Source organism: Bacillus sp. CR71, assembly GCF_003429245.1.
In the GTDB taxonomy this organism is placed as follows: Bacteria; Bacillota; Bacilli; order Bacillales; family Bacillaceae_G; genus Bacillus_A; species Bacillus_A thuringiensis_S.
Genome location: NZ_CP031748.1, coordinates 224,118 through 236,849, shown reverse-complemented (window position 1 = coordinate 236,849; position 12,732 = coordinate 224,118). Strand labels below are relative to the sequence as shown.

Below are 12,732 nucleotides of genomic sequence, written 5' to 3'. Positions count from 1 at the left end.
CACATGAATTTACTTTGTTTTATGAATGTACTTTTTCCATTACTCCCTTTTCTCTTTTTAGAATACAAAAAGCCTTGATCTTAAAAAATAAGATCAAGGCTTAACAAACAAAGGCCCATCACTTATCTTTCAAGACTTGCTTGCTGGAATTAGCACGGTGTTCCTATTACAGAACCCGCTGCTGAGGTGTCATAGGGCCAGTCCCTCTACCTCTCTGGATAAGTAAATTGCTATATTATTATTTGGTTCAAATTGTATATTTCGAATTATAATTCTGAAAAATTGAAAAGTCAATCGAATTGGATAAATTTAGAAAAATCAGTTTTTAATTCATTTATCGAAATTACAGTTTTCGGCTTATCATAAAAAGAAATGATGTTAAAGGAGTTATAAGATGGACCCCTTACTTCTTGCTACTATAGGATTACCCTTAACAATCGTTATACTTGTCATCATCGGCTCCTATAAACTCTTTATTAAAAAGAAACGTATTACTTCTTTTTATACTCCTTTCGATAATATTACCGGGCAAACTATTTCCGAATTTCACGAAGAACAGAAAATATTAGTATCTGAGGATGAAGACGGAGATGGCAAGAAGAAAAAATAACCTTGCACAGGCAAGGTTATTTTTTCGTTTCTGCTTGAAAACGTTTATAGTATGTCGATGCTGTTGCAAAGTTAATTTCTATATCACGAATCAACGATGAATCTTCTTCTTTAGCTAACTTCTGTAATTTTTTCATCGCTTGTTCTGATTCATTCAAGAAACCAACATATACCTCATGTTCTTGCTCTTTCGACTTCGGAACACGAATTTCTTTACGTATATGATCAATATCTTCTAACATGCTCGTTGTTACCTTTTGCACGTCTTCTTTATATGTTGCATTCGTTATTTCCTTACCGCCCTTTTCTTTTGCCACTTCAAATAACTGCAGTGCTTTATTAATTTCTTTATTCATTTTTATATCGTATTTTTCATGTACTGCAAGGTATTCTTTCATCTCTTCTGTTTGTTCAGTAGATTGCTCTACCTTTTCTTTCGGTTCTTTCGTATCTTTATTTCCATTACATCCTGCTAGAAGGATCATACTTCCCATTACAGCAATACCCAAAACCTTCTTCATCTCTTCTTCTCCTTTTATCTACAGCTATTACTCATTATAGTTTCTTTTATCTCCACTTGTTATTATACCGAGAACGCCCTACTTTTTACACTTAAGACGACATCGTAATATATATACCAACATGTTTGTCACAGTATCGTCACTTTATACAAATAACTTTTGCAATGCTTTACTACATCACCTTACAAAACTGTAAGCACACATAAAGAACAAACCATGCTAGACTTACATATGCATAACGCAAACATATGTAAGGTTTTAAGGAGAATCATCTATGTACAACACAATGCCTTTTATGGGAGAAGATATTCGTGTCCTTATTCGCGAAAAATCACTTCATATCGAAAATACAGAGAGCCTTCGCCGCGTATTAAAGAAGAAGCATGCTCCATTTAAGTTAGCTCAATATTTAAAACAACAACATACAAATCAATTTCATACCGTGCTAAATATATCGGATAAATCATTAACAATCGAAATCATCGGTCATGTCTACATTGGAAACTTTGCAGATACCTTAAAGGAAATCCCACGTATACCGAAGATTGCTCCTATTATCGTTAAAAAAGCGTATAAAATTACTGACCATACCGATATTATCGACTGTGGGGAAAAAGAAGTCGATAGTAATCGCTGGGTGTGGGATAAACTTGCTGTTTTATATGATACGATCATGAATAATATGTATGAGGTATTTCAAAGAAATGAAAAAAAGAACTGATTCAAACATTCCCTTTGAATCAGTTCTTTTTTGTTAAGCCTCTAAATTTTGTCTTTGTTGCAGTTCAAACTGCTTCTCACTTCTTCTGGCCATAAATAGATAACATAATACTGCCCCTACTTCACAAAGCGCAATAACAACACCCATCGGTAACGCTGTATTACTCCCACCAATACCTACTAGCGGAGCGACAAGCGCTCCTGAAATGAACTGTAATAAGCCTAATAAAGCTGACGCTGTTCCTGCAGCTTGCTTCTGATTTCTCATCGCTAATGAGAACCCAGTTGTTGATACAACCCCGACACTTGATACAACAAGGAATAACGAACATAAAACACCGATTAAACCTATTCCTAGTACGATTGTCAGTAGTAAAGATAGGCCACCAACAGCTGCGATAATAATACCAGCAACAAATAATGTCTTCTCATTCACTTTCCCCGCTAAACGACCCGTTACCTGACTAGCAATAATAATACCGATGCCGTTAATCGCAAAGAATAAACTAAATTGCTGTGGTGATGCTCCGTATATGTTCTGCAACACAAATGGTGAGCCCGAAATGTATGCAAACATTGCCGCTGTTACTAATCCTTGTGACAATGCATATCCCATAAACAGACGGTCCTTTAACAATTTTCCGTACGTCGCCAAAGTCCCTGACAAACCACCCGTTTCTCTTTCTTCAGGAGGTAATGTTTCACGCAATACAAAAGTAGCTGAGATTAACATGAATACGCTAATTGCTCCAAGAACGATGAAAACACCGCGCCACGTTGTAAACTGTAATAATTGCCCCCCAATAATCGGTGCCAAAATAGGTGCTGCTCCGTTTACTAACATAAGCAGTGAGAAAAACTTCGTCATTTCAGAACCTGAGTACATATCACGTACCATCGCACGTGATATAACAATCCCGGCTGATCCTGAAGCTCCTTGTAGGAAGCGCAATAACACTAATGTCCAAATAGATGGCGCAACAGCACAAAGTAAAGAAGAAGCAACATAAATAATAAGAGCAATAATAAGTGGTTTGCGTCTTCCGTAAATATCACTAATTGAGCCAACAAATAATTGTCCTACTGACAGCCCAAGCAGACAAGCTGTTAATGTAAGCTGCGCTAGGGATGCACCTGTTTGCAAGTCATCCGTTAACTTCGGTAATGAAGGCAAATACATATCAATAGATAATGGCCCAATCGCCGTAAGTGTTCCTAATACAAGAATCATCCATAACCTGTTTGCCTTTACAGGTTTATATATTTCGTGATTAACTTCATTCACTTTTTCAATTCACCCTTTCCTATACACACTGAATCGTAACAATTATAGTTACATCATAAACATACGTCAAGTACAGCGCATTTTCCTCTTTCATAATGTAAAAAAAGCGATAGAAATTCTATCGCTTTACTTTTTCACATTGCTATTCGTAAATTTAGATACTGAGGCCATCGTCTCTCCTGTATCTAAATATGTAATTTGAATTGGGTCTCCTACTTCTGTAAACATAGCATACGGGAATTTCTTCACCGGTATCATAAATACCTTTTGTTCATTCTCTAAAAGTACGTACACGATTGTATTTTCACCTGATTTCTCTTTATATACACGTTGTACAATACCTTCTTTTTGCGCTTCTTTTCCTGTTGAGGTTGGTCTAAAGGTATCACCATTACCACTCATTACGTTTTTATAATTCTCAAGCGCTTCTTTCTGCGAAGAACCTGTCGCAAATATTTTTGCATTAGCAGCATATACAACTGTATGTGCACGTACTAGGCCTCCATCATCAACAACCGGAATAATCCAAGCTGGTTTACCGTATACGTTATAAATGACAGGCATTGTCCCATGCCATTTCTCTCTCTTAAAGGAATTATCCACTACTTCTGTAGCTGCTGAACCATCCATAATCCCCTTCACTTCTTTTCCATTATAGTAATATAGCTTGCCTGTGCGTGCATCTACTAATGAATAGCCTAGGGCTGAATCTACTCCTTCTTTTGGAGAAGTAAAGTCTGTAAAATAATATAGTGTTCCATCTTTACCAAAGATCGGGGTCACGCCTTCTTTCGTTCCCCACTCAGTCGGAATCTTCATATCAGTTTGCGAGAATTTCGTATTCCAAAATCCGTGAATATATTTACCAAAGTACGTATTTAACGTAGATGCAGTCTCATGATTTAATACACCATCAACAAATTTAGGTGCCTTTCCTTTATCATACCTTTTCACTTCACCTGTTTGTGCGTCTACTACGACAACACCCTCTACCTCAAATCCAGATCTTCCTGAAATAAATTCACCATACGTCATTGTATAATATGGTTTCCCTTTATCATCAACCTCAAATTTAGGTTTTCCTTTAAAGATTAAATCTGGTTCTGCTTGCCTTACCACACGCTCTAAATTATTACCAAAAAACATGCTTGGCACATATTTCATTTTATAACCGAGGTGCAGTTTCGCTTCCGCATCAGGATTTGTACCTGACATCGTTACATACCCTGGAATTGTCTCAGCTTTACGCGCTTTAAAAAATCCTGAAACTTCAATCGGCGCTACATATAAAGCTTCGCCGTTTACCATTTGTGGCGTTAATTCTCCTAGCTCAAAATAAGCTACTTTCGGAATATCACCAAATACTTTTTTCATCTTATTCTCCGCTGTCTTTGGCGGCACTGTAAACGGCTGGTCATTTTCAGTAAATGGCTCTGAAATATCTTTCTCTACCTTAACAACAGAATCATATTTCTTTTGCGAGATTACTATATCGTGCAAATAACCAAAGTAACCGTAACTTGCGAGTAAAATAAACATTAGAAGTCCTTTTAACGTACCTTCTAATTTACCTATTTGATCTTGTGAAAATAAAACAAGCCCAATTAAAATTGCTACTGCAACAGAATAATGAGTAAGAATCGAATCTACTCGATCATCAATTAGCCAAAAGTATTCATAGATTGCAATACCTATCCAAAATAAAACAGGAATAACTAAAATAGATGATTTCTTACCCTTTACAACCTTCTTATCTCCCTTCTTATCCACTGCTCGAAGCTTACTACTACTTCTTGTCCATGGAATCAAAAACAAAGTAAGAATAGCTAAAACTACAAATTTCATCAAAGGCACTGTCCCCTTTTCTTTTGTATTCCCTTTTAGTATAACAAATAAAGGGTATTAAGGTGAAAATAGGAATAGTTATATTTTTTTACTACTTAATACAATCCCGCTTACTACATATAGAATAGATGCAATATAAAAAATTGTACCAATCGTAAAGAAATCTACTAAATATCCCGTGGCAATAACCGCTACTGCTCCGCCAATGGATGTCCACACATGGTATTTTCCAATCTCATAACCAGCCTTTTCCTGCGCAACCTTTCGTGCTAACGAAGTCTTCTCAGTATTACGCTGCACAGCACCTAAAACTCCCATTACAATTTGAAGAAGATACACATGCCATACTTCCGTGGCAATCGGAAAACAAAGCATTAAGATTGCCATGGACCAAGCGTATATTATTAATAATTTTTTATCACCTACTTGATCAGATACCTTTCCCACTAGTGGATATACAAGTGCTGATGTTAAAGCAAATAAGCCATACGCCCAGCCAAATTGCGAGAAGCTATTTCCAACGTTTCGAAGCAATAATATATAAAAAGGAAATACCATACTTCCTGCCATCATGATGATACTTTGCGAAGCTACAAATCTTCTATATGTCATTTCGTATACTCCCTATAAAATAAATTCACAAATCTCTCTTCTGAATCTACTTCCTTCTTTTTCTTGAGAAATTCTTCAATACGAGGATATGCCTTCTTTAACTGCTCTTTCGTTGGATAAGAATAATACGGCAAATAGTAACTACCGTTATGCTTTAAAGTAACATCAATCATCTTCCGAATGACATCCTCTGTTTTCTTTATCTCACTATCTGAGCGTCCCTGGTTAATTAAAAGAACCAGCGCAAACATATCATCTTTCGCATAGGACAAAACTGCATTTTCATTCTTTTCCACGTAACGAATCGTAATGTTGAGCAAATTAAACTCTTCTTCATTTAATACGTTACGTAAATCATCTATATACTCCGTGAAAGCATCTATAGGCACAAAGTATTCTTGTAACACTTCGGTCCTATTTGGATTTTCATATTCCATAAAAGCACTATCTGATCTCATAACATTATTACGCGTCTCATACTTTCCATCTGTACGTTCAAAATAACCTCTTTGTATATTCCAAAATGTATTCTTTCCCCAATCACTATAACGTGATAACCCAAGTAAAAATTTCGGTGCAGCTATAATATTTTCTTCCTTTAATTCACTGTACTCTTCTCTCATATTTTGATTTTGTGCCAAAGTATAATCTGTCACATACATCTCTTTTAAAAATGAATTTGGAGCAACAGAAATACGTGCTAAGTGCATACGAACATTCTCATCTCTTTTCACTTTCTCTTTGAAATAAGATGCGTATTCTTTATAATCTATCATTCTCGTGTGCATTTCATATAATTCATCATCTGTTAACTTCAGCGTCACATCTAAAATAACTCCAAATAAACCGTAACCACCAATGACATATGGAAATAACGCTGCATTTTCTTCTCTACTTACATTACGTACCGTGCCATCTGCCATTAACAATCTAAATGACTCTATTGTATCAATCAGTGCCTCATGACGAATATCACGCCCGTGTACATTTACACTTAATGAACCACCAACAGTAAAAATATTTTGAGACTGCATGACCTGTACCGCAAGGCCATATGGATTTATTTTCTTCTGAATATCATTCCACGTGACACCACTTTGAACTGTAATCCGCTTCTTCTCTGGATCAAATTCTAATATTTTATTATATCCTTTCATATCGAGCATCGTACCATTCGGATAATATGTCTGTCCTCCTTGGCTATGTTGCATACCTGCAATGGAAATTTTCTCTCCTGAAACTTTTGCATCTCGCACTAATTTTATTAACGAGTGCTCTTCCGTAGCACTTTCAACTCGTTTTATTTTTGTCGGAAGCAATTTACCTACATCACTCATAATAGGATGATCAATTTGTTTTTTATACGTATGTACAGACGTTGCAAGCAAAACCGTATATGCCGCAATGACCACTGCTATCTTTCTTTTTTTCAAAGGACACTCTCCTTATTAGCAACAAAAAGAGATACCCGTTCTTTCAGGTACCTCTCTTGACAGTGATTACTTTGCTGCTGGCAATTGTATTGGATCAAATTTATCATACGATGTAAACTTTGCATCCGTAATAATGTGCGCTTTATCTTCACCATTGCTACTCATAACCATATCTATCTTTGCTGATTCATATTTAAAATCTTTTGTAATAATATATTCCCCATCTATTTCTTCTATCTTTGCATTTTGGCCTTGTAGCATTTGTTTCTGCTTTTCATCCATACTAGCTAGCATACTCTCTGTCTCTTTCCCTTTTAATGCAAACTTCAGCTTATAATTATCTCCACTTTTCTCCATCTTCACTTTATTTAAAATTTCCGATGGAATCTCTAAATTATCTACCATTCCTTGAGTCGCATTCATTCCGTTAGCATTTAATTGTTCCTCTGGTACAGACATAACTTCACCCGAATTAGGATTTTTCACCTGACCAGCAATTTTTCCACCCACATCATAAACAATAACCTCTGTACCAGAAACATTCATTTCAGAACGAGAGTTTTTTTTCTTCGGCTCTAGTTGCATTTTAGCCTTCATTACATTCATCTCTGTTCCTTCAGCCTTTATTCCCACATCATATGTCATCGTTACATTTTCTTCGTTTTTAAAAGCTTCATTCGCTTTATTGAAAACATCCTTCGCTGTTAATTCCTTTTCTTTCTGCACAGCTTCTTTTTTCGGTTCATCAGTCTTTTTTGTTTCCTCATTACTACACCCTACTCCTAGACCAACTGCAAGTACTAAACTTGAAATTAAAATAAGTTTTTTCATAACGTCCCCTCCTTCCCAAAAATAATATCATCTCTTTTCCTATGAAATCTATATAATTCGTAATATTCTTCTTTAATTTTTTTCCTATATAGCAACATGTTTGAGAAAAAGTTTAAATATGATGTAAATAATAACAACTCATTTCAGGAGGTCATTATGAAAGCAATTATTTGCACAAAGTATGGACCACCTAATGTTCTCCAGATTCAAAATGTAGAAAAGCCTAAACCTAAAAAAAATGAAGTATTAGTTAAAATTCACGCAACAAGTGTATCGACTGGAGATTGTAGAATACGTGGCTTTAATAGCCCCCTCTTATTTTGGATTCCTATGCGGATCATATTAGGTTTCAGAAAACCGAGGAAACCTATACTTGGCGTAGAGTTATCCGGTGAAATCGAAGACATTGGAACAGATGTAACACAATTTAAAAAAGGAGATCCAGTTTTTGCATTAACAGAACTAAACCTTGGTGGTTATGCCGAATACACATGCGTGCATGAAAGTGGATTAATAGCATTAAAACCTACCAATGTGACATATGAAGAAGCTGCCGTTATTCCTTTTGGCGGAACTTCAGCATTGCACTTCCTTAGAAAAGGACAGATAAAAAAAGGGCAACGAGTACTTATATACGGCGCCTCTGGTTCAGTAGGGACAGCTGCCGTACAACTTGCTAAATACTTCGGGGCGACTGTCACAGCTATTTGTAGTAGTTCGAATTTCGATTTAGTTACAGCCTTAGGGGCAGACAACGTAATTGATTATATGAAAGAAGATTTTACTAAGCGGGGCGAGCACTATGATATTATATTTGATGCAGTTGGAAAATATAATAAGTCTCTTTGTACAGATGCATTAATGCCTAATGGAAAATATGTATCTGTGAACGGAATGATGGCAAAAGTCAGTAAAGAAGATATGAACCTACTAAAACAACTAGCTGAAACAGAAAAGCTAAAGCCTGTTATTGATAGAACTTACCGATTAGAAGAAGTTGTAGAAGCCCATACGTATGTAGAAATGGGCCATAAGAAAGGAAATGTTTCGATTACCTTAAAATAAAATATATTCTGAAAATATCATTGACAATTCTTTTTGTACGATTTACTATTAGTACCATATTCAAAACTACATACACATACTCTTATCAAGAGTGGCGGAGGGACTGGCCCGATGATGCCCGGCAACCGAGCTTATAACATATAAGCTAAGGTGCTAATTCCTGCAAAACGAGTTTTCGTTTTGGAAGATAAGAGAGGAATCTATTTCGTCTATTCGGCACCTCTCTTATTTTTGGGAGGTGCTTTTTATTTTGGAACGTATATGAAGGGGGATTTATAGATGAAAAAGGTATTATTAAGCATTGTAAGCGGAGCAGTATTATTATTAGGCGCCTGTAGCGTGAGTTCAGATAAAGAGGTAAAAGCATTAGACGAGAAAAAGATTACTGTCGGTGTAACAGGTGGACCACATGAACAAATTTTTGAAAAGGTAAAAGAAGTTGCAGCAAAAGATGGTCTCGAAATTGATATAAAAGTATTTAATGATTATGTAGCGCCGAACGTATCTTTAGATGAAAAAAGCCTTGATGTAAATAGCTACCAAACAAAATCGTATTTAGATGTATTTAAAGCTGAACGCAATATGAAATTAGCTGAAGTATTTTCAACAGTAACATTCCCTATGGGCATATATTCTAAAAACATAAAAGATGTAAAAGACTTAAAAGAGGGCGATGCAATTGCTGTACCAAATGACCCAACGAATGAACTGCGAGCTTTAAAATTATTTGAAAAAGCAGGGGTTTTAAAAGTTGATCCGAAGGCTACAGAAAAAGCGACTGCGAAAGATGTAATTGAAAACCCGAAAAATTTAAAGATTGTTGAATTAGAAGCTTCTCAATTACCAACGCAACTAAGTGAAGTGAAAGCAGCTGCAATTAACACAAACTTTGCATTAGGTGCAAAATTAAGTCCAGCGAAAGATTCTATTTTCCGCGAAGGAAAAGATTCACCATATGTGAACTGGGTCGTTGTTCGTACTGAAAATAAAGATGATGCCGTTGTAAACAAATTAAAGAAAGCTTATCAATCTAAAGAAGTAAAAGAGTTTATCGAGAAAAAATTTGATGGTTCAGTTTTACCATCTTGGTAGGAGCTGACGATAATGATTGAATTAAAAAACATATCCAAAGTATTTACAACAAAAAAAGGGAATGTTGAGGCTCTTAAGTCTACTTCCCTTAAAGTAGAAAAAGGCGATGTATTTGGAATCATTGGGTATAGTGGCGCTGGTAAAAGCACATTGATTCGATGTGTAAATCTATTAGAAAAACCAACGACAGGAAATATCATTGTAAACGAACAAGACCTAACAACATTATCAACAAAAGAACTAGCAAAAGCGAGACAAAAAATCGGAATGATCTTTCAAGGATTCAATTTACTTAAAACTGTTACCGTCTATGAAAATATTGCATTACCGTTACGGCTTGCTGGCATTCCAAAAGCGGAAATTGAAAAAAGAGTAGAAAAATATTTACGCATCGTGGATCTTTTTAACCGTAAAGATGCTTATCCAAGCGAACTTTCTGGCGGTCAAAAACAGCGCGTTGCAATTGCACGTGCACTATCACATGAGCCTGAAGTGTTATTAAGTGACGAAGCAACGAGCGCTTTAGATCCAGAAACAACTGATTCTATTCTTGATTTGTTATTAAAGATTAACGAAGAAATTGGAATTACGATTTTACTCATTACACATGAAATGAATGTCATCCAACGTATATGCGACCGCGTTGCCGTTATGGAACATGGATCTGTAGTCGAAAGCGGGACTGTGAAAGATATTTTCACAAACCCACAACATGTAACAACGAAGAAATTTGTAAATAGCGCATTTGCAGCGAAAATTCCAGAAGAGGTACAGAAAGAACTACAAAGTACTGGAGAAATTGTAACACTTTCTTTTATAGGAAGTTCTTCAGGGGAACCAGCACTAGCTGTCGCCACAAAACGTTTCCAAGTATATCCAAATATTTTATCTGGTAATATTACACAGTTAAAACATGAGGCATATGGGAAACTTGTCGTTCATATGCAAGGTGAAAAAAATGAAGTAAACCGTGCTTTAGCATTCTTACAAGAGAAAGGTATCATCGTAGAGGGAGGGAAAACAGACTATGGAAAACAAGTCCTTTTTGGATGAATGGAGTAAAGTCATATGGGAAGCCACAATCCAAACCTTTCAAATGACATCTATTTCATTACTCATCTCGATCCTTATTGCACTGCCACTTAGTGTAACACTTGTTTTAACAAGACCTGGTGGACAGCACGAAAATAAAATCATTTATCCTATTCTTAATACAATTATTAATATAATTCGCTCTCTTCCATTTATCATTCTATTATTCTTCATCTTACCTTTTACAAAGTTTCTAATGGGAACATCCATTGGCGTGCAAGGTGTGATCGTACCGCTTGTCGTCTTCACAGCTCCTTATATCGCACGTTTAATGGAGACAGCCTTACTAGAAGTAGATCGCGGTGTTATTGAGGCCTATCAAGCAATGGGTATCTCTACTATTAAAATCATTTGGCACGTCATGGTGAAAGAAGCTCGTCCCTCCCTTGTACTTGGATTAACAATTGCAACAATTGGCTTAATTGGCGCAACAGCAATGGCTGGACTCGTAGGTGCTGGAGGGCTAGGGGACTTGGCATACCGCTTCGGACATTTACGCTATGAACCTGAAGTAATGTATGCAACAGTCTTTATTTTAATTATCCTCGTTCAAGGATTACAGTCTTTAGGGAATGGTGTTGCACGAAGATTGAAGAAAGATTAAAAAAAGAAGGCATCTCACCAGGGTGAGATGCCTTCTTTTTTTATCTTTTAAATCCACCTTCTGAATGAATAACTTGCCCAGTAATCCACTCAGCTTCTTCACTTACTAAAAATTTAATGAGTCTAGCTGCATCCTTTGGCTCACCAATTCTGCCAAAAGGAAACATCGGCTTTAACCCTTGTGTTATCTCTTCAGTCATCCATCCTGTATCGGTTGGTCCTGGATTAATTGCATTCACTGTTATTCCTAAATGAGCTACCTCTGCTGACAATGTACTAGTAAGAGCATCAATAGCTCCCTTCGTTGTCGCATAAGCTAGTTCTCCTGCCATAGGACCTTGAAATTGCCCCGAAGTAATATTAACAATTCTACCACCAGATTTCTTATCAAATCTCCGGGCAAATTGACTACTTAACAATGTAGTCGCACGGATATTTACCATGTAATGCTTATCTAGTTCTTCAGCAGTCAACGTAGAGAAATCATTATTCGTAGAATATGCTGCATTATTAATTAATATATAAGGGTACCCTAATTGTTCAGTAACTTTATTTATAAGCTCTTTCGGTGCATCATTCCGAGTTAAATCTAACTCCATGCTCGATACTCTAACACCGTTTTGCAATAGCTCTTCTTTTAATTGTATTTGTTCATTTTTATCGACGCCCCAAGGCATCTCTTTATCGTAAGCTGTCCAATACGTAAAAAACATATTGTATCCTGCTTCAGCTAATTCTTTACAAATCGCTGCCCCAATACCATCTAGACGACTTACCCCTGTAACAACTGCTACTTTATTTTTTAATTGATTCATCATATACTCCTCCAAGTTTAAAGGGCGCATACTTTATATAAGAGATATAAAATTTCCCACAAAAAAAGACAGATACATAAAATAGGCATCTATCCTTACAAAAGGGATGTACAAGCCAAATATGCAGTCCTTGGATGATTTACAGATAGCTAAATAAACCCTCACTTATGAGAGAAAAATTCATCTATCTAATTTCTAATCATTACAAG

13 protein-coding genes and 2 riboswitches are annotated in these 12,732 nt (G+C 36.1%); of the genes, 6 read left to right on the top strand and 7 right to left on the bottom strand.

Annotation, left to right across the window (positions count from 1 at the left end; genetic code table 11):
• Positions 1-119: 119 nt before the first annotated feature.
• Positions 120-225, bottom strand: a riboswitch (SAM riboswitch).
• Positions 226-394: 169 nt separating this feature from the next.
• Positions 395-610 (top strand): DUF3951 domain-containing protein, encoded by a 216-nt coding sequence (locus tag DOS87_RS01280; RefSeq protein ID WP_000371395.1) that lies wholly within the window; start codon positions 395-397, stop codon positions 608-610.
• 16 nt (positions 611-626) lie between these two features.
• Here DOS87_RS01280 and DOS87_RS01275 read toward each other — a convergent pair whose 3' ends face one another.
• Positions 627-1,130 carry a hypothetical protein gene (locus DOS87_RS01275; protein WP_000756523.1) on the bottom strand — a complete coding sequence of 168 codons (504 nt, stop codon included), beginning with the start codon at positions 1,128-1,130 and terminating at the stop codon, positions 627-629.
• A 274-nt stretch (positions 1,131-1,404) separates the two neighbouring features.
• Here DOS87_RS01275 and DOS87_RS01270 point away from each other — a divergent pair, with 274 nt between their 5' ends.
• Positions 1,405-1,851, top strand: a complete 447-nt coding sequence (locus DOS87_RS01270; protein WP_000282869.1) for a hypothetical protein — start codon at positions 1,405-1,407, stop codon at positions 1,849-1,851.
• A gap of 33 nt (positions 1,852-1,884) precedes the next feature.
• Here the strand turns inward: DOS87_RS01270 and DOS87_RS01265 are convergent, their stop codons facing one another.
• The 5 genes from DOS87_RS01265 to DOS87_RS01245 form a co-directional block, all read right to left on the bottom strand.
• Positions 1,885-3,144: a multidrug effflux MFS transporter gene (locus DOS87_RS01265; protein ID WP_223266695.1), complete on the bottom strand. Its 1,260-nt coding sequence runs from the start codon at positions 3,142-3,144 to the stop codon at positions 1,885-1,887.
• Positions 3,145-3,261: 117 nt separating this feature from the next.
• Entirely contained in the window at positions 3,262-4,980 is a 1,719-nt protein-coding gene (locus tag DOS87_RS01260; RefSeq protein ID WP_000674043.1) for a DUF3981 domain-containing protein, read from the bottom strand.
• A gap of 78 nt (positions 4,981-5,058) precedes the next feature.
• Positions 5,059-5,592, bottom strand: coding sequence for an MFS transporter (locus DOS87_RS01255; protein ID WP_000222368.1), 534 nt, complete (start codon positions 5,590-5,592; stop codon positions 5,059-5,061).
• Positions 5,589-7,025, bottom strand: a complete 1,437-nt coding sequence (locus DOS87_RS01250; RefSeq protein WP_000746278.1) for an FAD-binding oxidoreductase — start codon at positions 7,023-7,025, stop codon at positions 5,589-5,591. Before DOS87_RS01250 ends, DOS87_RS01255 begins: the two co-directional genes overlap by 4 nt.
• Before the next feature lie 66 nt (positions 7,026-7,091).
• Positions 7,092-7,856 carry a DUF6612 family protein gene (locus DOS87_RS01245; RefSeq protein ID WP_000733608.1) on the bottom strand — a complete coding sequence of 255 codons (765 nt, stop codon included), beginning with the start codon at positions 7,854-7,856 and terminating at the stop codon, positions 7,092-7,094.
• Positions 7,857-8,012: 156 nt separating this feature from the next.
• On the opposite strand from DOS87_RS01245, the gene DOS87_RS01240 reads away from it, so the two are divergent.
• The 4 genes from DOS87_RS01240 (at position 8,013) to DOS87_RS01225 (ending at position 11,709) form a co-directional block, all read left to right on the top strand.
• Positions 8,013-8,921 (top strand): NAD(P)-dependent alcohol dehydrogenase, encoded by a 909-nt coding sequence (locus DOS87_RS01240; protein WP_000643850.1) that lies wholly within the window; start codon positions 8,013-8,015, stop codon positions 8,919-8,921.
• A 79-nt stretch (positions 8,922-9,000) separates the two neighbouring features.
• Positions 9,001-9,115: riboswitch (SAM riboswitch) on the top strand.
• A gap of 85 nt (positions 9,116-9,200) precedes the next feature.
• Positions 9,201-10,013, top strand: a complete 813-nt coding sequence (locus tag DOS87_RS01235; protein WP_000756989.1) for a MetQ/NlpA family ABC transporter substrate-binding protein — start codon at positions 9,201-9,203, stop codon at positions 10,011-10,013.
• Positions 10,014-10,025: 12 nt separating this feature from the next.
• Positions 10,026-11,066 (top strand): methionine ABC transporter ATP-binding protein, encoded by a 1,041-nt coding sequence (locus DOS87_RS01230; RefSeq protein WP_000571305.1) that lies wholly within the window; start codon positions 10,026-10,028, stop codon positions 11,064-11,066.
• On the top strand, positions 11,041-11,709 hold the full coding sequence (locus tag DOS87_RS01225) for a methionine ABC transporter permease (protein WP_000428878.1): 669 nt from the start codon (positions 11,041-11,043) through the stop codon (positions 11,707-11,709). Before DOS87_RS01230 ends, DOS87_RS01225 begins: the two co-directional genes overlap by 26 nt.
• Positions 11,710-11,749: 40 nt before the next feature.
• On the opposite strand, the gene DOS87_RS01220 is transcribed toward DOS87_RS01225, so the two are convergent.
• Entirely contained in the window at positions 11,750-12,526 is a 777-nt protein-coding gene (locus DOS87_RS01220; RefSeq protein WP_142330486.1) for an SDR family oxidoreductase, read from the bottom strand.
• Positions 12,527-12,732 lie beyond the last annotated feature (206 nt).